Here is a 20192-nt window from a genome sequence, read left to right as displayed (position 1 = left end):
CATTGACTTCATTAGGGGTTTATTGCTACTTTTTTCGTCCCTTTCCTAGGAAAGGAACAGAAGAGGAGCGTTAACTAGGTAGTCGGTCAGAGGAGCACAAACTCCAGCGATGACTGATGAGGGAGATTAACGCCGAGGCATAGATATGGTTGCTGCATGTTTATGTCGGTCGCTCAGGCTGAATCCTGACGATTGTCACCTGTAATTGGTGGAGAGCTTCTGGTGACGATTGCTGTTTCCCTTCTTTTGGGGTGCGTTATCATTGAGCACCAGGCTCTTCGAACGAAGTCAGTTCGGAGTGTGATCATGTTAGTTAATCAATATCTTATTCAATCTGCATTTATTTGTTGCCCTACGTGTTTCACGGAGGTGCGCTAATGTCCCTCGTTGTCGCAAAATTTGGTGGCACCTCAGTCGCCGACTATAACGCTATGAATCGCTGTGCCGACATAGTGTTAGCTAATCCTCATTGCCGTTTAGTCGTGGTCAGCGCTTCGAGCGGCGTGACAAATCTACTAGTAGAATTGACCCAAGAATCGATCAACGACGATGGCCGATTACAGCGATTAAAACAAATTGCCCAAATTCAATATGCGATTTTAGATAAGCTCGGTCGTCCTAACGATGTGGCCGCCGCATTAGATAAATTATTGAGTCGCATGTCAGTATTGAGTGAAGCGCTTGCATCACAACGCAGCAAAGCGACTATGGATGAGTTGTTGTCCCTCGGTGAGCAATGTTCTTCGGCGTTGTTTTCGGCGGTGATCCGTGAGAAAGGTGTCAACTCAAGTGCCTTCGATGTGCGCCGAGTGTTACGTACTGACAGCCACTTTGGCCGAGCCGAACCTCAGGTCGAGCAGATTGCGACTCTAGCTCGTGATTATCTACAGCCACTATTAGCGGAACAAGTGATTGTCACGCAAGGCTTTATCGGTGCCGATGAAGCGGGACAAACAACAACGTTAGGTCGTGGTGGTAGTGACTATTCTGCTGCACTGTTAGCTGAAGCGTTACGCGCCTCAGCAGTAGAGATTTGGACCGATGTTGCGGGGATTTATACAACCGATCCACGTCTTGCGCCCAATGCCTTTCCGATTGCCGAGATCAGTTTCAATGAGGCTGCCGAGATGGCGACCTTTGGTGCCAAGGTATTGCATCCAGCGACTATTCTTCCTGCCGTTCGTCAGCAAATTCAAGTGTTTGTGGGTTCAAGTAAAGAGCCTGAAAAGGGCGGGACTTGGATCCGTCATCAAGTGGAAGATGCGCCCGTATTCCGCGCTGTGGCTTTGCGCCGCGATCAAACCCTGTTAAATCTTCACAGCTTGCAAATGCTGCATGCGCAGGGCTTTTTAGCGGAAACCTTTGCGACATTAGCGCGACATAAGATCAGTGTGGATTTGATTACCACATCAGAAGTGAATGTGTCTCTAACCCTCGATAAAACTGGTTCAGATTCGAGTGGTCAAGGTCTGTTGAGTGAGGCATTGCTGCAAGAATTATCACAGCATTGTCGTGTGCGAGTTGAAGATGGACTGGCCTTAGTGGCGATTATCGGTAATCGCATCGCGACGACGCCGGGTATTTGTCGTCGTGTGTTTGAAGTGTTAGAACCACACAATGTTCGGATGATTTGCCAAGGTGCCAGCCCACATAATCTGTGCGTGTTAGTGGCAGAATCGGAAGCGGCGCAAGTGGTTAAATCGCTGCATCAAAATCTGTTCGAAGGCGTTTAGTATGTTGCCGACAACATCGTCTCTGCAAATCGGGGAGCTTGCCGCAGGGCAAGCACTCACTTTGCCTATCTACCATTTCAAGCCGAGTGACGATAAGGCAACTGGCCCCAAAGTGTATATTCAGGCCAATGTCCACGGTGCTGAAGTACAAGGTAATGCGGTGATTTATCAGTTGATGAAGCAGCTTGAACACTGTGATATCCGCGGCGAAATCACCTTAGTGCCATTGGCGAATCCACTCGGGATCAACCAAAAAAGTGGTGAGTTTACCCTTGGCCGATTTGATCCTATTACGGGCGCGAATTGGAATCGTGAGTATTTGAATCATGCAATCGATTTGCCGACTTGGTATGGCGAACATGCCAAGCTGAGTGATAGCGAGCTGCTCCAAGCCTATCGCAGTACTTTGGTTGAAGCCTGTCAGCAAAAATTGCGTCATGAATGGGGCATCACCACGGGTCATAGACTTGCGGTTAACCTGCAGATTATGGCCCATGGCGCGGATATAGTGCTCGATCTGCACACAGGTCCTAAGTCTTGTAAGCACTTGTATTGTCCTGAATATGACTTAGCTGCTGCGCAGTTTTTGTCGATCCCTTATACGCTCATTATCCCCAATGCCTTTGGTGGCGCCATGGATGAGGCTGCGTTTTGTCCTTGGTGGCAATTGAGTGATTTTGCAAAATCACAAGGGCGCGATTTAGGGGTTGCAGTGTCAGCGTTAACCTTGGAATTGGCGAGCCAAGAGCGCGTCTGTCTTGAGGATGCACTGGTTGATGCACAAGGGATTTTGGCATATTTAAGCCACCGAGGCGTGATCGCTGAAACCGTTGCACCCGCTAAAATGCAGCGCTTTGGTTGTTATCTAAAAGACTATAAAAAATATCACGCGCCAAGTTCTGGTTTAGTGGAATACCTTGCACCTGTGGGTGAGCCATTAGCTGCGGGGCAGCCCTTAGTGAATTTACTGCGTATGGATTTATACGGTACGGCGGATGAGCTAAAGACGGTCAGTTTACCACAGGACTGCGTGCCGATTTTGCACTTTGCTTCGGCGTCAGTGCACCAAGGGACTGAGCTTTATAAAGTGATGACCAATGTGTTTGAGTTGCCGACATTCCAGCCTAAATCATAAAAATTAGCTCGTAAGCATTAGCTCATAACAATTAGCTTAAGGGACTGAGAGAAAACAACGCCAATCCTAATCGATTGGCTTTGTTGTTTTAAGGTGGCTATAACCACTTAAATCGATAAAACAGCGCCATTTGCAGGGCGACGAGTGAGATTAATATGCCGCAGAAGGTGGCGAAGGCCCAAGTGTTGTCCGCGCCCGGTATCCCGCCAATATTGACCCCAAGTAAGCCTGTTAAAAAGCCCAACGGTAAGAAGATTGCTGACACTAAGGATAAGAAATATAAGCGTTTGTTGAGTTGCTCCGATTGCTGACTGAGTAATTCTTCTTGAGTTACATTAGCCCTATCGCGCAGGGCATCGAGATCTTCAATGGTGCGGATAAGTTTATCGTTTGTTTCCCTCAGCTTGAGTCGCTCAGTATCTTTAAATAGGCTGAATTGCTCGGAAATCATTTTCGAGAATGCTTCGCGCTGTGGGGCTAAATAGCGGCGAATGGCTACAGTTTGACGGCGCAGTTCGGCGATATCGGTACGTAAATCTTTCACATTGCCTGAGACGACTAGTTCTTCTAAATCAGAGAGCTGTTCTTCCAATTTATCAATAAACTCGACTTTACGATTGGTCAGTCGCTCGCAGATTGCGACGATAAAGTCCCCCGTAGTTGTAGGCCCATTGCCCTCAAGGATCAGCTCGGCGACATCTTTGACCGACTGTAACTCGCGATCGCAGGTGGAAATGATCCGCTGTTTATCGGCATAGATACGCACGGCCACCATGTCTTCTGGAGCAGAATTGGGGTTGAGGTTAACGCCGCGTAATGCGAGTAATATGCCTTCACCTGTAATCACAGCACGGGGACGAGTGTCTTGGGCGAGTAGGGCATCACTTTCGACCTTAGGCAGACCGCTATTGAGTATCCAGTGGCGTGCCTTTTTATTACGATAGCGAAGGTGTAACCAGAGGAGGCCATCCTGAGGATCCCATTTTTCGATCTGTTCTAGGCTCAAGGTGGAACCCGCTTGGGCGCCGCTGAGCACTAAACTGTAGATAAACCCTTCGTGCATATCGCATTCCATTTAACTTTCAAAATCATCCAAACAAACTAACTGATTTTGTCATGAAAATGAAGTCAGTACTTATGCTTAACGACATGAGACAAACGTAAATTGACATAAATTTGATGTGCTGAGTGATGCAAGCAACTTAGCCAAGGATAGGTTAAAATTAGCATTAGTAGACTTAGATCAAAGAGACAATAAAATGGAATACGAATTTCGGCGTAACAGTTTAACTGGCACTTTTTTGGCTAGCTTTAGCATGGATCATGAAGTGCTTGGGCAATGGTTTACGGAAGAATTAGGGACTGAGTTAGCTAAAATTCAGCAAGTGTTGGGTGTGATAAAAGAAATTCAAGCCGATAAACGAGGTTCATGGCGTCTTGTTGGTAATGATTTTACCTTAGAGTTAGAGCGTGAACAGGCGCGAGTCTTTGCCAATACCTTAGGCTTTGAACAAGAATATGAATTGGAAGAAGCTATGTCACTCTATGATGCTGAGTCAGAAGCTTATTGTGGCCTTGAGGATTTTGAGCAGGCGTTACTGAGTTGGCAGACATTTATCGAGAAAGGTCTGTAATCATTTATTTAATCTCTATTTGATAAAAACATAAAGGCAATCATGGGATTGCCTTTATTGTTTGCGTGATACCAAGCTCATTTTCGTATCTTTAATTATTAAGGTAGCGCACCGCCATTTCGGTTCTCGATTTAGCATTGGCTTTACGCAGTAGGTTTTTCACGTGCACTTTAACTGTGCCTTCACTAATGTGTAAATGCTCTGAAATCATGCGATTACTTAAGCCTTCCGCCAGTTGCTGTAGAATTTGCAGCTCCCTTGGGGTTAGGCTCGAAATCCATTCTTGTTCATCGGTCGCATCTTTAAGTTCGTAAAGGTATTCTTCGACTTCATCGCTGATCACCCTGTGGCCAAGCATGGCATTTTTGAGTTTTTCGAGCAGCAAATCTGGCTCAGTATCTTTAAGCAAATAGCCGTCTGCTCCAGCGCGAAGTAAACGGATAACATCCTGTTTTGCATCTGAAACGGTGAGAATTACTATGCGTGAGGTAACACCTTCTTGGCGCATGGCGTTGAGGGTATCTAGGCCTGTCATGCCTTTCATATTCAGATCGAGCAATATGATGTCGGGTTCATCGGTGACCACTGCGGTTAATGCGTCTAAACCACTACCGGCTTCGCCAAATAGGCTGAAGTCAGGATCTGAAGCGATGAGCTGGCAGATGCCTTTGCGCAAGAGGGGATGGTCATCGACTACCAGTACGGAATAAGGTTTACCCATTTGAAGGCTCCTGTTGAGATGGGAAAATAAGCGTCACTCTAGTGCCACTTGACCCTTTGCTGTGCTGCACAAGGTTTAGTGGGCTGTTAGGTTTGAGTGCGTCGTCTTGTGCATTGCATCCTTGCTCAGTCGTGGTTGCCATAGCAGGTTTAAATCTCTTTAAATCATTGTCGCTGAACACGACTTTACCTGAAAGCTTACTGGCTCGTTCATGCATTATACCTATGCCAAAATGTTGATCTCGTTCTTTTAAATGTCCAATACCTATGCCGTTATCACAAACATCAATATTGACCATACCCTCGTCATCCTTATAGCAATGGATGTTAATGAGGCTGGCCTCGGCGTGTTTGATGGCATTTAACGTCGCTTCTCGCGTGATCTGCAGTATGTGGATGTGCTGCTTTGCCTCTAGCCATTGTGGCGCAAGTTTATAGTCTAAGGTTATCTTTATATTCGTCTTTGTCCTGAGTTGCTCAAGCATAGCCTCTAAAGCACTTTTTAGATCGGGTTCTTTAATTGTGAGCCTAAAGGTGGATAGTAACTCCCTGAGTTGCACGTAGGCAGTGCTCACTCCTTCGTTGATTTCGGTTAACTGCGCCTCAACGATCGGGCTGCGGCAACTGCAATCTAAGTTTTTGCGTAATAAGCTAATTTGGATTTTCAGGAAAGATAGCACTTGACCCAAAGAGTCATGCAGCTCCCGGGCAATTACACCACGTTCCTCCATTAGCGCCAGTTGCTGTCTTTGCTCTGTGGCATTGTGGATCACGATTGAGCGGGTCAGCATAATTGCGAAATTGTTAAACAAGGCGATATTGGGTGTTTGGTCGGCAATTAACTCTAAATAGCCTAAATTAGCCTGCTCAAATTGCAGTGGGAAACGGGTGCTCTCTTGAGTCATATCTGGCCAACCGCCATCGGCCTCAATCACTTCTAACTCTTGCTCTGGATATTGGATAATGAGTCTTAGGTAGTCGAGTGATTCATAGCCTTTTAACTGATTCAGCGCCGCTTTAAGCGCTTTGTAATCGAGTTTATTCGCGTTTAATGTCAGTAGGTTATCATATAAGAATGCCAGCTCGTTGTTGGCCCTTGTCAGCGCTAGGGTTTTTTCTGCTACCTGCGATTCTAAGTTGCCATAAAGCGTCGCGAGTTCCTTCGCCGTTTTTTGTAGGGCATGGGTCAGCGCTGTAAGTTCAATGTATTCGGTCTCGGGCATTTCAATTTCAAAATTACCTTTAGAAATGGTATTCGCCGACTCCATCAGTTTTTGCAGTGGGATCACCACTTTCTTCTTTGTAAAACGCACGGCCACAAAAGCGATAATGAGCATGACGCCTAAGCCTAATATTTGGCTGGCGGCAAGGAGCCTGAGTTTAAAGGCGGCGTAGTGCTCCATCTCAAGCACCAGTAAATCAATGGTATCAACAAAGTCCTTCAGTGAGGCGACATAATCGCGGGAGTTTTCTTGTTCTATGTAGTGTTTCATCACCAGCCATTTATCGATGACAAGCTGATATTGAGCGGCAATTTCTGGTGGACTAAACCAACTTTCCGAGGGCTTTAACGTGCCGGAATAGAGCGTATTTTCGAATTCGGTAATTTTATCCTGCGCAGCATCACTGCCTGAGTTGGCGTAAAACATTAACCGATAGCTTTGCATCCTCAGCGACCCTGAGGCATTAATCGCCTTGGCGTCGCCTAAGCTGTAGGACAAATTGATGATAGCAAAAGTCGATAAACTACTAGAGAGCAGAATAAGTACTAACATTAATCCTAAGATTTTTGAGGTTAGACTACCTCGTTTCATTAATCCGCTGTTCATTTTGATGGCCGCTGTTATGGCACTTTGCAGTGGTTTTTACATTAGAAAATAATGTAATACATTAACAAAAGTATAGAAATGTGAACAACAACACCTTTACATTTTGATCTAGCGCAAACTTCAACCTAGATACCCCCTAAGAGGTATATTTTTAGCAGGGTTAAATCACTAAGTTTGACCATGGAGATGTCGTGATTTACAACAATAATGCAACACGGAGATGAGATGATGAAGAAGATGACAGGTAAGTCCTTTGCACTGAGTGCACTGGTTGCCGCCAGCTTCATGGCAGCGGGCGCAATGGCGAGTGATAAAACAGAGCCTCGCAACGAAGTTTATAAAGATAAATTTAAGAATCAATATAATAGCTGGCATGATACCGCAAAGAGTGAAGAACTTGTCGATGCGATTGGGCAGGATCCTAATATGGTGATCCTGTGGGCTGGCTATGCATTCGCAAAAGATTACAACGCTCCTCGCGGCCATATGTATGCCGTGACCGACGTGCGTAATACCCTACGTACTGGTGCGCCGAAAAATGCGGAAGATGGTCCATTGCCTATGGCATGTTGGAGCTGTAAGAGCCCTGATGTACCTCGCTTAATTGAAGAGCAAGGTGAAGATGGCTACTTCAAAGGTAAATGGGCTAAGGGTGGCCCTGAAGTCACTAACACCATTGGCTGTGGTGATTGTCATGAAAAAGGCTCACCAAAACTGCGGATCTCTCGTCCTTATGTAGACCGTGCAATGGATGCTATCGGTACGCCATTTGATAAAGCTTCGAAGAAAGACAAGCAATCTATGGTGTGCGGTCAGTGCCACGTTGAATACTATTTTGAGAAAAAAGAAGACAAAAAAGGTTTCGTCAAATTCCCTTGGGATATGGGCATAACTGTTGACCAGATGGAAGTTTACTACGACGGTATCGAGTTCTCCGATTGGACTCATGCGCTGTCTAAAACACCTATGTTAAAAGCGCAACATCCAGAGTATGAAACGTGGAAACTGGGTATTCATGGTAAAAATAATGTCAGTTGTGTTGACTGCCATATGCCAAAAGTGACTAGCCCTGAAGGTAAGAAATTTACCGATCATAAAGTGGGTAATCCATTTGACCGTTTCGAAGAAACCTGTGCAACTTGCCATAGCCAAACGAAAGAATTCTTAGTTGGCGTCACTAATGAACGTAAAGCTAAAGTTAAAGAAATGAAACTGAAAGCGGAAGAGCAATTAGTGAAAGCGCACTTCGAAGCTGCTAAAGCGTGGGAATTGGGTGCAACTGAAGCTGAAATGAAGCCTATCTTGACCGATATCCGTCATGCTCAATGGCGCTGGGACTTAGCGATTGCTTCCCATGGTGTTGCTGCTCATGCTCCTGAAGAAGCCCTACGTGTTTTAGGTACTTCAGTGAATAAAGCGGCCGATGCCCGAGTTAAGTTAGCACAGTTATTAGCGAAAAAAGGCATCACAGATCCAATCGCTATTCCTGATATCTCTACCAAAGCTAAGGCACAAGCAGCCTTAGGTATGGATATGGATAAGATGAATGCAGAGAAAGAAGCATTCAAGAAAGACATGTTACCTAAGTGGGATGAAGAAGCGAAAAAACGCGAAGCCACTTATAAGTAGGTTTTAATCAATCGCGGTTGAGTTTTCAATATGAGCTAACCCCTCATGTAAATAAAAGCCCTCGCTGACTCAGCGGGGGCTTTTTTATGGAAAAAAATATCGAGTAATGTCAGGCGTTGGTCATGCTGGCTGAAGAAATACCACGGGCTAAGTCGCTATTTGATCAGTTTTAATAATGCCCTAAAGCGCTCGCCTTGGGCTTGATGTTGTAATTCAAATAATAGCGATTCCACGTTAGTTAATAAGGCGCCTCTGGCCGTCATCATCTGAATACCCAGTTTTTTATTATCGGCACTGCGTGACGAGACGCCATCTGCGACGAGATGCACCGAATATTGCTGTTCGATAAGGTCACAACAGGTTTGGTAAACACACACATGGGTTTCAATACCCGCGAGTATGACGTGTTTGCGATTCGTCTTAGTTAATGCCTTTGCAAACGCGTCACAGTGCCAGCCGCTAAAATGCTGCTTGGCAATGGGTGAGCTGGTTTTCGCAAGTAAAGTTTGCAGCTCAGGGCTAGTTGCTCCGAGTTTATCGGGTAGCTGTTCTAACCACAGTATTGGAATTTCAAATAATTGTGCGCCTTGGATTAAGGTCTGTAGTTGTTGATGCAGCTTGTCACTGTTATCCATGATTTGTGCAAGTTTTCCTTGCACATCGACGATAACGAGAACACATTCTTCTGGTTTTAACATCGGGCCTTCCTTCTGCGCTTGATGATTGTCTTAGTGATGATCTTCGCTTTTGTCTAAGAGCTTGTGTTGTGATGCTCAGATTTCATCTCGATTTACGCTTCCCCCAGTAGACCCTAATTTAACCTTGTTACCAATAGGCCTAAGGTCGAATAGCTGTCGCACTTAAACTGCTCACTAAAAGAGTGCATCGCACCAGTTAGTGCTCGATTATGGTGCATTTTTAACCTTGAAAAATAGTGTTAAACAATTTAAATCAATAATAATCAATGGATTAAATTGTTGGCCTAATGATTGAATTACCTTTGATACAAGTTAATAACAATCGCGTTTTTTTGGAGGTCAGGATGAAACTAGTCAGCGCTATCATCAAGCCGTTTAAGTTGGATGATGTCCGTGAAGCTATCGCCGGAATTGGTATTGAGGGCATGACTGTGACCGAAGTGAAAGGTTTTGGCCGTCAGAAAGGGCATACAGAGTTGTATCGCGGCGCCGAGTATCAGGTGGATTTTTTGCCAAAAGTAAAACTAGAAATTGCCACTAAGGCTGAAAATCTCGACATGTTGATTGAGGCCATTACCACTGCGGCCCATACGGGGAAAATTGGTGACGGTAAGATCTTCGTCGTTGATTTAGAACATGCTATCCGTATCCGTACGGGTGAACTTGATACTGAAGCGCTATAAGGGGCTGACAATGGAAGAATTAACGAAATTAGGCGGCACAGTCACTGAACTACGCTTTGCACTCGATACCTTTTACTTTTTGATTTCTGGCGCTTTAGTCATGTGGATGGCGGCGGGATTCGCTATGTTAGAAGCGGGTTTAGTTCGCTCTAAAAATACCACTGAAATTTTAACTAAGAACGTTGTGCTGTACGCGATTGCCTGTGTGATGTATCTGTTGGTTGGCTACAACATCATGTATGTGGATAACACTGAAGGTGGCTGGTTACCGTCAATTGGCACCTTAATTGGTTCGCAATCAGCAGATGCGAGCCATGCATTAGAATCTGACTTCTTCTTCCAAGTTGTATTTGTGGCAACGGCGATGTCAATTGTCTCTGGTGCTGTGGCGGAACGGATGAAGTTGTGGGCTTTCTTGTTCTTTTCTGTGGTGATGACAGCGGTTATCTATCCAGTAGAAGGTTATTGGACTTGGGGCCAAGGTTTTATCGCTAAACTGGGCTTTGTAGACTTTGCTGGTAGCGGTATTGTGCATATGACGGGGGCGACCGCGGCGATTGCTGGCGTGATATTGCTCGGTGCGCGTAAGGGTAAATACGGGCCTAATGGCCAAGTGAATCCTATTCCAGGCTCTAACTTGCCAATGGCAACCTTAGGTATGTTTATTCTGTGGATGGGCTGGTTTGGCTTTAACGGCGGCTCGCAATTAATGGTGTCGGATGCGGCGAATGCAAGCTCAGTGGCAAAAGTGTTTGTGAATACCAATACTGCAGCGGCTTTTGGTGCCATCTCAGCTCTTATCGTGTGTAAGATGATTTGGGGCAAAGCGGATTTGACCATGATCCTTAACGGTATTTTGGCTGGATTAGTGGCGATTACGGCAGATCCTCTCTCGCCTTCATTGTTAATGGCGGGTGTGATTGGTTTAGTGGCGGGCGGCGTGGTGGTGTTCTCGATTGTGGGCTTAGATCGCATTAAGATCGACGATCCCGTCGGTGCGATTTCAGTACACGGTGTGGCTGGTTTCCTTGGCTTAATGTGTGTGCCATTATCCAATGCCAATGCAACTATTACCGGACAGTTGACGGGCGCAGCGATCATTTTCACTTGGGTGTTCTGCTCATCATTTGCTGTCTGGTATGTGATTAAGATAACCATGGGGATCCGTGTGACTGAGGAAGAAGAATACAACGGTATGGATGCTTCTGACTGCGGTATTGATGCCTATCCTGAGTTTGTTACGGTCAAAAATGCGGGCTGATTAAACTTGCACATTAATGCGTGATTCACCTTGATGCTTAGCTTGGATCGAGGGATAGTGAAGCAGAGCCTAGGCTCTGCTTTTTTATGTGTAATCACTGTGATTGAAGTTTAAGCACAGGGTCATAAGCTTAATTACTGAGCAATTCTGTTTTCTTGCATAAATTAAGGAGTGTTCTATGAGCTTGAATATAAAAACAATAGGTCAATTTTCGCGACTAAGTCTTATCGTCATTTCTGGCTGGATATCGGTTTCTGTCTTTGCAGGAGAAGTGATCGTTAATCGCTCAAGTGAGCCTGTCGATGCCTTTGCCGTGCGTGATCAAGTGCTCAAGGATTTTGAATGGCAGGAGTCGCTTCGTCGCCAGCAGCAAATCCAAATTCTGCAGGCTTTACCCTCAGGTTGCGTTACGGTCATGAAACCCTATCGACATTTTACCTGTGGAGAGCATAACTATCGGCCGTATCATTATCAGCAGCGTGAGTTATACATAGAAGTTGACCGACCTTCACAATAGTTAATTCGTTAAATTATTTGCGATTATTTTCAATCGATCGCGATTATCATTTTTTGTAACCATTTTATGTCGTCTTTTTCGCCATTTGTAATAAGCTCAAATAGGAGCTAATGGTGTGGGAGGACGTATGTCGAAACTATTCCGAGCCGTATACTTGAGTACGATCTTGAGCGTTGTATTCAGTCAATTGTTTGCTTGTAGCTCGACGACCATCGCGCCTGATCCGTCTGATCTTGAGTCGCTACTTGCCGATTCACTGTTTACCCCTGTGGCCGATATTCCTTCTGTTGCTGATATCTTTTATCTGCCCCCCGAGGTTGTGACAGACGTAAAACGTCGCTATGGGATATACACTTTGTCACACAATAACAAAATGTTAGCCAATGAATGGTTAGCTAGTTATATCAATGCGAGTCAAACCAATAGCGCTAACATTGATTTTCGATATCAAGATAATCTGACCCAAATTGCCCGTGAAACCTACGCTCAAAGGACGGGTAATTGCATGTCTTTAGTGGTCATGACTTCTGCGTTAGCGGACATATTGAATGTGAGTGCTGAGTATCAAGATATCGCGATAGAACCCGTATGGGATAAGCAAGGTGATTTCTATTTAATCAATGGGCATGTGAATTTACGCTTACTTCCACCTGAAAACGCACATTCAGTTTATGTGTCATCTGCAGCTGTTTTAGTGGACTTTATGCCGGAGCGAGCTCTACGGGGATACGGTAAAACCCAAGTGGATCGGCAGACCTTAGTCAGCATGTTTTACAACAATATGGCCGCAGAGTCTTTGGTGAACGGTGATTTAGACAGGGCCTATGCCTTGATTAAAGCGGGTTTAAAAGTCGGCCAGTTTGTGCCTTCACTCAACACGCTCGCCATTATTTACCGGCATAAAGGTGATGAAAAGCGGGCTGAACAGGTTTATCGCTATGCACTCAAGTTTGATGCGAAGAATCTGACAACGCTTTATAACTTAGCCTTGATTTTAGGGGAGCAGGGGCGGCTTGATGAATGGGCCGAAATTAATAAAGTGCTTGAATTAGCGCGAATACGTAATCCCTATTATTACTATGACATGGGGCAGCAAGCCTATGATGAGCATCAATACGACGAGGCCTTGGCTTGGTATCAAAGGGCGTTGGCAAAAGCGGATTATCGTCATGAGTTCTTCTTCGGTTTATCTAAAACCTACTGGGCGCTGGGGGACGAAAAGCGTGCCAAACTGAATATGGATAAAGCCTTGGCTTTGAGCCGAGATGAGTTAGATCGTCAACGCTATCAGAGCAAGTTACAAGTCATGTTACAGCATTAGCATTTGCCCGCTCTTTTCTATAGAGAGCTGGCCATCAATTAAGCTTATTACGGGTAAACATCTTTGCTTGCTAATATAGGGCACCTAAATACACTTGCAGTAAATATGTTTATTCCTTTTTATCCGCCATATTCGATTTTGTTCATCAAGGCTGTGAGTTAGCTGGCATATTTGAATTTTGATTTTTTTAAAATATATTAAAACAATAAGTTATATTTGATTTTTTGAAATGGAGACAACTTGGTTGCATTGGCGCTTGAGACTCGATAAATTGAACCCAGTATTGCAGTTGAGATCCCTTATCGCAGCGATAGAAATAGCCTAAAACACCAGCGTTGGAGCAGTAAAATTATGTATTACCAAAATGATGACGTTCGCATTAAAGAAGTAAAAGAGTTACTTCCACCTATCGCGATTCTTGAACGATTTCCTGCTTCCGAAAAAGCCTCTGCGACTGTGTTTAATGCGCGTAATAGTATCCATAATATTCTGGCTAAGTCTGATGATCGTCTCTTAGTGGTGATTGGCCCTTGTTCTATCCACGATCCCAAAGCTGCGTTGGAATATGGACAGCGTTTGGTCTCACTGCGTGAACGTTATAAAGATCAACTCGAAATTGTGATGCGAGTGTATTTTGAAAAACCAAGAACCACTGTGGGTTGGAAGGGGCTGATTAACGATCCTTACATGGATAACAGCTTTAAACTCAATGATGGTTTACGCACCGCCCGTAAATTATTAGTGGATTTGAACGACAGCGGTATGCCAACTGCGGGTGAGTTTCTTGACATGATCACCCCACAATATATGGCTGATTTAATGTGCTGGGGAGCCATTGGTGCCCGTACGACAGAATCTCAAGTACACAGAGAGTTAGCCTCGGGTCTTTCTTGTCCGGTCGGTTTTAAAAATGGTACTGATGGCACGATTAAAGTTGCTATTGATGCGATAGGTGCTGCCAATGCACCACACCATTTTTTATCTGTGACTAAGTTGGGCCATTCGGCAATCGTTTCGACTAAGGGCAATCCTGATTGCCACATTATTTTACGGGGTGGCCGCGAGCCCAATTATAGCGCGCCGCATGTCACTGAGATTAGCCAGCAATTGTTAAAAGCAAAGCTTGCCGACAACATCATGATCGACTTTAGCCATGCGAATAGTAGTAAAGAGTATCAACGTCAGTTAGTGGTTGCTGAAGATGTAGCTGGTCAAGTGGCGGCTGGAAATACTGCTATTTTTGGTGTTATGGTAGAAAGCCATTTAGTGGAAGGTCGTCAAGATCTTATTGAAGGTCAAGATTTATGCTATGGGCAGAGTATTACCGATGCGTGTATTGGTTGGGATGATACCGAGCGTCTGTTAGCCATTTTGAACCAAAGCATTATCGAACGCCGTCAGGTTTAATTGTCTGCTCGAGCGAACATAAGCCGCAACTATACCTGAGTTAGCTGTTAACGATTGCGGGTTAAGTAAAAACAAAGGCGCTATCCCGGCGCCTTTGTTTTATCTATTTATTGCTTATTTCAACAATGTATTCATTTGCTTTGGCTAAGCTACCAAAGGCGGCAATAAGGTTGTTTCTACCTTTATCTTGTATCTCTGGATTGCCTGATTCGATCATCATCCACACCCAAGTTTGGATCAGTGGTAATGGCGGGTATTGAACTTTAGCGGAATCCAACATAAAGCTTCCTTTGATCTTAATTTAATTTGTTTGTCTTAATGTTCTCGCTAGAACTTGGGCGTATGAATCGCAAAATCTAGCGCGTAGAGGTTAACAAATTCTATTGATTTGTATAACCGCCTCCATGGCATTTTGGGCAAAACTGCAAAAATAATCAACAGCAGCAACTTTGTGCCAAGCCTTCTTCCATTGCACTCTTATCCTCTTACATACGGCTCTGAGGTTAAGCAAAACGGTACATGCCTGAACATAAATCAGTATAAATTCATTTATTGTGAATACGCCAGTGTAATGCGTAAGTATGATGTTTTGACTTTAAATACAATCAAAATAGCAGCTGAGTATGTCGTGAATAAGTCTATTTGTCTGTCAGGAAAATCTGATTGATTTTATTCAGACTTTGCTAGTTTCGCTTAGCTTATGTTCGGTGTGAACTGTTACAATTGGCATAACTCATTCAAGGTTATGTCCTATGCGCCCAACGTTATATTTTGAAGGTCCAGTCGATAAATTAAACTGGCACGTCATGAAACTGCTTTGGCCTTACTTATTGGAATACAAAGGCCGTATTGCGTTGGCGATGTCATGCCTCATCATCGCTAAGCTGACCAGCGTGGCTCTGCCCTTTATTCTGAAGCATTTGGTCGACACCTTAGATGCCGATAAAACTGCGCAAGCCCTCAGTGTGCCCGTAGGATTAGTGTTGGCCTATGGTGCGATTCGTTTACTGACGGCGATTACGGGGGAGATCCGCGATACCTTGTTTGGTCGGGTGACTGAGCGGGCGATCCGCCGTTTAGGCTTAGCAGTATTTGACCATTTACACCGACTTGACCTCGATTTTCATCTAGAGCGCAAAACCGGTGGCCTATCCCGCGATATTGAACGCGGCACCAGCGGCGTGAGTTTCCTCATGCGTTTTATGGTGTTCAATATAGTGCCAACCTTGCTCGAAATTGTCATGGTGATTGGCATTTTCTTCTATAACTACGGGATTGCGTTTGCGGCAATCACCTTTATTGCTGTGTTGGCTTATATTATTTTTTCTGTGGTCGCGACCGAATGGCGTACTGAGTATGTACGTGATGCGGCCAAGGCTGACTCGTTATCGAATACCCGCGCCATAGACAGCTTGCTGAACTATGAAACGGTGAAGTATTTTAATAATGAAAAGTATGAGTCGCAGCGCTATGACCAAGCGCTTGAACAGTGGGAAGTCGCTAAACGTAAAAACCGCTTATCTTTGTTTGCGCTCAATGGTGGACAAGCTGTGATTATCGCTTTGGCGATGACGGCTATGATGGCGTTGGCGGCATACAGAGTTACCTATGGCGATATGACCTTAGGTGATTTTGTGTTGATTAATGCGTTTATGATGCAGCTCTTTTTACCCCTTAACTTTTTAGGTTTCGTGTATCGCGAAATTCGCGGTGCGTTAGCCAATATTGAGCGCATGTTTAGCCTGCTCGATAAACATCCTATGATAGTCGACTCACCCCAAGCACTCGCTTTTCAGCCTACTAAGGGTGAGCTGGTATTTGAAAACGTGAATTTTAGCTATGACGAGCGGCAAATTCTGCGGGACGTGAGTTTTAAGGTTGCTGCGGGAAAAAAAGTGGCCGTAGTCGGCGATAGTGGTGCTGGTAAGTCGACGCTGATTAAACTGCTGTTTCGATTTTACGATGTGGACCAAGGCGCGATTAAAATCGATGGACAAGATATCCGTCATCTGAAGCAAGATGCGCTGCGACGGGCCATCGCTATCGTGCCGCAGGATACTGTGCTTTTTAACGATTCATTAGTTGAGAATATACGTTATGGTCGCCCAAGCGCGACGGATGAAGAAGTGCGTAACGCGATTAAATTGGCGCACTTAGAGCAATTTATTGCATCACTTGCCCTTGGTTGGGAAACAAAGGTGGGTGAGCGCGGCTTAAAGCTCTCTGGCGGAGAAAAACAGCGGGTCGCGATAGCAAGGGCAATTTTGAAGGGCTCGCCCGTGCTGGTGTTTGATGAGGCGACATCTTCACTTGATAGTCGCTCCGAGCAAGCTATTTTGTCGGCACTGCGGGAAGTCGCTAAGGGGCACACTAGCCTAGTGGTGGCTCATAGGTTATCGACCATAGTCGATGCCGATCAAATAGTCGTATTAAGCCAAGGAGAAATAGTTGAGCAAGGTAATCATCAGACTTTGCTGTTGGCAAATGGTCTCTATGCCAAATTATGGCGGATACAAAATGAGCAACAACATACTCCTCTGAGCAGTTAATAGCGTAATACAGTTCAGTCTTTATTCAGCTTCGGCTCTCTATACTCAATGCCAACACATCAATCGGAAGAGATCTGGCATGGAAAATATTACACTGAGAGCTAATATTGAAGGCAAAGAAGAAAAAGTCGCCACTGATTGGTATGCCATCATGGCGACATTGAAAAAACGTGGTGTTGATTATGATTCATTGCAACGCATTCATGCTGAGTTGAACGCGGGCCTGTTGGTTACAACTCGGCGACTTACCTTGGCTAAAGTCAATCCAGAAATGGTGCTGGCAGGTGTGATCCGCGATATGAACGCGCCGACAAGTGACTTTATGGGTATGCGTTAGGTGTGTTCGCTAGTGCTTTAGTACAGTTTGGGTGAGAACGTCCGAGAATAGAGGTGAGCCTCTATTCTTGATGCTCTAGAGAGACTCCAGAGATAAAATATGGCTGAATTAAGCTACGCCGTTCAGCTTCCCCGCTTTCCAACCTTCACATAAAAGATTCAATTTAGGTACTGACTCATCTATCAAAGTGAGTCGAATGATCTGCCCTTCGCGAAAACACACCAGTTCACCTTCGATCTCGGTCAGGCGATTACAGCTCTTACAGCTAGTGCTTACAGTTTTACTGGCGGGCAGTTGGCTTACGAAGCTAGATTTCAAAGTGTTTCCTTAAGTTCAATTGTGGGTAAGACATTTGAATAATGTCTCACGTCACGGATCTTACCTCTTTTGTGATACGCATTCAAATATACCTTATGTAAACCCTATGTAGACGAAAGTTGTATTCGCCATTAACCGCGAGGGTTCGCGGCTACTTATCCATATGTGCATAGTATTTATCGAGTGAAATGGATAAACCGCTATCGAGTACAATTCGGACATGTGAGGGTTTGAGTTGTCTTGGTTCTGTCACTCCGCAAGAGTGCGCAATTAAGGCTAAGTCATGGTGTAAATTATGATTATAGTTAGCAACACGAGCCGATTTATCCCTAGGATCGAGTCCTTGTTGTAGCTTGGGATTGTGCGTTGTGATGCCCGTTGGGCAGGTATCTCTATTGCACTGTAAGGCTTGAATACAACCGAGGGCGAACATATTGCCACGGGCCGATGCGATGAAGTCTGCACCTAATGCCAAAGCCCAAGCGACTCTTGATGGCACTATGAGTTTACCCGAAGCGATGACTTTGATACGTTTACGCAAGCCTCGTTGGATCAAGACATTAACTAGGATAGGTAAGCTTTCCTTCAGTGGTAATCCTACATAATCCATTAAAGGTTGTGGTGCTGCGCCTGTGCCGCCATCGGCACTGTCTAAGGTAAAGAAGTCGGGGGCAGAGTCTTCGCCACGACGTTCAATTTCATCACATAAATCTTCGAGCCACTGCACGTCACCGAGTACGGCCTTAATGCCCGTTGGTTTACCTGTAACTTCACGTACTCGTTCAACCATATCCAAAATATCGTTCACGGATTTGAACTCAATATGACCATTAGGGCTAATAGAGTCATAACCCTGAGGAATACCGCGAATATGGGCAATTTCAGCCGTGACTTTGATCCCAGGTAAAATGCCACCTTTACCCGGTTTAGCTCCTTGACTCATTTTAATTTCGAACATTTTGACTTCGGGATGAATGGCTATCGACTTGAGCTTTTCATCGTCTAAATGTCCGTGCTCATTACGTACACCGTATTTGGCCGTTCCAATTTGAAAGACGATATCGCAGCCACCTTTTAGATGATAAGGGCTCAAGCCGCCTTCACCTGTGTTAAGCCAGCAACCCGCCAGCGCCGCACCGTGGGAAAGGGCGGTAATTGCTGGGCGTGATAGCGCGCCAAAGCTCATGGCTGAAATATGACAAATGGCTTGAGTCGTATAGGGTTGGCGGCAATTGGTGCCAATTGTCAGTGGATGAATGGGCGTGATCTCTTCATCTTGGGTTGGGAAGGCGGTATTCATAAACATAACAGTACCGGCAGTATCCAAGGGGCGAGTCGAACCAAAGGCGATAGTTCTATCGACATTTTTAGCGGCGCGGTACACCCAGCTGCGTTCAGCACGGTTGAAGGGCAATTCTTCCCTGTCTTGGGCGAAAAAGTATTGTCTGAAAAACTCACCTTGTTTTTCAAACAAATATCGAAAGCGACCAATCACGGGATAGTTATGTCTTACCGCTTGTTTGGTCTGCATTTTATCTGCGATATACATGTAAATAACCGCGAGTACTGCGAGTCCTATTACAATCAAAAACAGCCCTGAAAATAGATCGAGTCCCCACATAAACCAATTGAGTTCACTCATGTTATTTATCCTTATTCTTGTCCATAACGGGTGGCGATCAAGCTCGCAGGTTGGTCATCATTAAGAGAGAGTAAAAACAGCTGGCTATAGTCATCTTCACTTATCGCTTGGATCTCCGGTCCACCAAGGGCTTTAATGATCAGTGGGACAGTGTTTGAATGCCCAACGATGAGTGTATTGCCCTTTACAGCATGCACTTGTTCGACAATGTGTTGAATATGTCCTTCGATAGGTTTGGCTGCTTCTACTATCGTCACTGGCAAATGGCGAGCCTCGGCGATGGGCGCGAGTGTTTGTTGGGTTCTTAGGTATTGAGTCGCAATAAGTTGCGAAAGCGGCGTGCGGCTCAAGGCAGTGATCAGTGATGCTGCGCGTATTTCTCCCTTGGGTGATAACTGCGGGTTATTGGCTGGCGTGTCGGCTTTTTCCGCATGTCTGACTAAAATAATTAGTCTGCTTTCCGCATGAGCTTGGCTAATGGGAGTAAAGCCGAGGCAAGTGAATATGACGAGGCTTGTTAGCAGGCTAAAGCGTTTTATATTGATACCCAGATTATGCTTAAAATAGTGCTTAAGGATTAGTGTAAACCCGTGAAAGCGGAAATGACTCAAACTGCGGCCTGCTGCCATGGTGTAACATCCTTTTCTATTGGCTTATGTCTAAGCTCAGCGATAGTAATGATCTGCATTGCGGTGGGTTGGCGCTTTATGCACCTTATTAAAGAATGAACCCACTTAATTTATGTGGGCCTTATCATGGCCTTGTGGTCAGATGGTACT

Annotated in this window: 19 protein-coding genes and 1 riboswitch; of the genes, 11 read left to right on the top strand and 8 right to left on the bottom strand. The window is 45.1% G+C overall.

Annotated features, from left to right (window positions below):
- The first annotated feature begins 52 nt into the window (after positions 1-52).
- A riboswitch (Lysine riboswitch) is annotated at positions 53-227 on the top strand.
- A gap of 150 nt (positions 228-377) precedes the next feature.
- Together lysC and GWI56_RS01400 are read left to right on the top strand one after the other, a co-directional pair.
- Positions 378-1733 carry a lysine-sensitive aspartokinase 3 gene (gene lysC / locus GWI56_RS01405; protein ID WP_131525182.1) on the top strand — a complete coding sequence of 452 codons (1356 nt, stop codon included), beginning with the start codon at positions 378-380 and terminating at the stop codon, positions 1731-1733.
- Between the two features lies 1 nt (position 1734).
- Positions 1735-2868: a succinylglutamate desuccinylase/aspartoacylase family protein gene (locus GWI56_RS01400; RefSeq protein WP_198571933.1), complete on the top strand. Its 1134-nt coding sequence runs from the start codon at positions 1735-1737 to the stop codon at positions 2866-2868.
- A 97-nt stretch (positions 2869-2965) separates the two neighbouring features.
- Here the strand turns inward: GWI56_RS01400 and GWI56_RS01395 are convergent, their stop codons facing one another.
- Positions 2966-3931 carry a zinc transporter ZntB gene (locus GWI56_RS01395; protein ID WP_131525184.1) on the bottom strand — a complete coding sequence of 322 codons (966 nt, stop codon included), beginning with the start codon at positions 3929-3931 and terminating at the stop codon, positions 2966-2968.
- Between the two features lie 196 nt (positions 3932-4127).
- Here GWI56_RS01395 and GWI56_RS01390 point away from each other — a divergent pair, with 196 nt between their 5' ends.
- Positions 4128-4502 (top strand): YacL family protein, encoded by a 375-nt coding sequence (locus GWI56_RS01390; protein WP_198571932.1) that lies wholly within the window; start codon positions 4128-4130, stop codon positions 4500-4502.
- A gap of 91 nt (positions 4503-4593) precedes the next feature.
- Here the strand turns inward: GWI56_RS01390 and GWI56_RS01385 are convergent, their stop codons facing one another.
- Positions 4594-5223, bottom strand: a complete 630-nt coding sequence (locus GWI56_RS01385; RefSeq protein ID WP_105250232.1) for a response regulator — start codon at positions 5221-5223, stop codon at positions 4594-4596.
- On the bottom strand, positions 5216-7051 hold the full coding sequence (gene narQ, locus GWI56_RS01380) for a nitrate/nitrite two-component system sensor histidine kinase NarQ (RefSeq protein ID WP_198571931.1): 1836 nt from the start codon (positions 7049-7051) through the stop codon (positions 5216-5218). Before narQ ends, GWI56_RS01385 begins: the two co-directional genes overlap by 8 nt.
- Positions 7052-7276: 225 nt before the next feature.
- Between narQ and nrfA the strand changes: the two genes are divergently transcribed.
- Entirely contained in the window at positions 7277-8680 is a 1404-nt protein-coding gene (gene nrfA, locus GWI56_RS01375; protein ID WP_113939112.1) for an ammonia-forming nitrite reductase cytochrome c552 subunit, read from the top strand.
- A gap of 155 nt (positions 8681-8835) precedes the next feature.
- On the opposite strand, the gene GWI56_RS01370 is transcribed toward nrfA, so the two are convergent.
- Positions 8836-9378, bottom strand: coding sequence for a hydrolase (locus GWI56_RS01370; RefSeq protein ID WP_168824640.1), 543 nt, complete (start codon positions 9376-9378; stop codon positions 8836-8838).
- A 344-nt stretch (positions 9379-9722) separates the two neighbouring features.
- On the opposite strand from GWI56_RS01370, the gene GWI56_RS01365 reads away from it, so the two are divergent.
- From GWI56_RS01365 to aroG, 5 genes are all read left to right on the top strand, one after another.
- Entirely contained in the window at positions 9723-10061 is a 339-nt protein-coding gene (locus tag GWI56_RS01365; RefSeq protein WP_028761800.1) for a P-II family nitrogen regulator, read from the top strand.
- A 10-nt stretch (positions 10062-10071) separates the two neighbouring features.
- On the top strand, positions 10072-11322 hold the full coding sequence (locus GWI56_RS01360) for an ammonium transporter (RefSeq protein WP_028761801.1): 1251 nt from the start codon (positions 10072-10074) through the stop codon (positions 11320-11322).
- Positions 11323-11500: 178 nt separating this feature from the next.
- Positions 11501-11839, top strand: a complete 339-nt coding sequence (locus tag GWI56_RS01355; RefSeq protein WP_113939110.1) for a hypothetical protein — start codon at positions 11501-11503, stop codon at positions 11837-11839.
- A 127-nt stretch (positions 11840-11966) separates the two neighbouring features.
- Positions 11967-13160: a hypothetical protein gene (locus tag GWI56_RS01350; RefSeq protein WP_198571930.1), complete on the top strand. Its 1194-nt coding sequence runs from the start codon at positions 11967-11969 to the stop codon at positions 13158-13160.
- 351 nt (positions 13161-13511) lie between these two features.
- The gene (aroG, locus tag GWI56_RS01345) at positions 13512-14567 is read left to right on the top strand and encodes a 3-deoxy-7-phosphoheptulonate synthase AroG (RefSeq protein ID WP_105250228.1); all 1056 of its coding nucleotides are present in this window, start codon (positions 13512-13514) and stop codon (positions 14565-14567) included.
- A gap of 103 nt (positions 14568-14670) precedes the next feature.
- On the opposite strand, the gene GWI56_RS01340 is transcribed toward aroG, so the two are convergent.
- Positions 14671-14847, bottom strand: a complete 177-nt coding sequence (locus GWI56_RS01340; protein ID WP_105250227.1) for a hypothetical protein — start codon at positions 14845-14847, stop codon at positions 14671-14673.
- Between the two features lie 472 nt (positions 14848-15319).
- Here GWI56_RS01340 and GWI56_RS01335 point away from each other — a divergent pair, with 472 nt between their 5' ends.
- Both GWI56_RS01335 and GWI56_RS01330 read left to right on the top strand, forming a co-directional pair.
- A complete protein-coding gene (locus GWI56_RS01335; protein ID WP_198571929.1) occupies positions 15320-17116 on the top strand; it encodes an ABC transporter ATP-binding protein/permease in 1797 nt (598 codons plus the stop codon).
- Between the two features lie 79 nt (positions 17117-17195).
- Positions 17196-17453, top strand: a complete 258-nt coding sequence (locus GWI56_RS01330) for a hypothetical protein (RefSeq protein ID WP_105250225.1) — start codon at positions 17196-17198, stop codon at positions 17451-17453.
- A 108-nt stretch (positions 17454-17561) separates the two neighbouring features.
- Here GWI56_RS01330 and GWI56_RS01325 read toward each other — a convergent pair whose 3' ends face one another.
- From GWI56_RS01325 to GWI56_RS01315, 3 genes are all read right to left on the bottom strand, one after another.
- The gene (locus GWI56_RS01325) at positions 17562-17771 is read right to left on the bottom strand and encodes a hypothetical protein (RefSeq protein WP_105250224.1); all 210 of its coding nucleotides are present in this window, start codon (positions 17769-17771) and stop codon (positions 17562-17564) included.
- A 151-nt stretch (positions 17772-17922) separates the two neighbouring features.
- Positions 17923-19413 carry an FMN-binding glutamate synthase family protein gene (locus GWI56_RS01320; protein WP_198571928.1) on the bottom strand — a complete coding sequence of 497 codons (1491 nt, stop codon included), beginning with the start codon at positions 19411-19413 and terminating at the stop codon, positions 17923-17925.
- Positions 19414-19424: 11 nt separating this feature from the next.
- Positions 19425-20042: a histidine phosphatase family protein gene (locus GWI56_RS01315; RefSeq protein ID WP_198571927.1), complete on the bottom strand. Its 618-nt coding sequence runs from the start codon at positions 20040-20042 to the stop codon at positions 19425-19427.
- Between the last annotated feature and the right edge of the window lie 150 nt (positions 20043-20192).

The organism is Shewanella sp. DW31 (assembly GCF_015767295.1).
GTDB lineage: Bacteria > Pseudomonadota > Gammaproteobacteria > Enterobacterales > Shewanellaceae > Shewanella > Shewanella oncorhynchi.
This window is presented reverse-complemented; position numbering and strand designations above follow the sequence as displayed.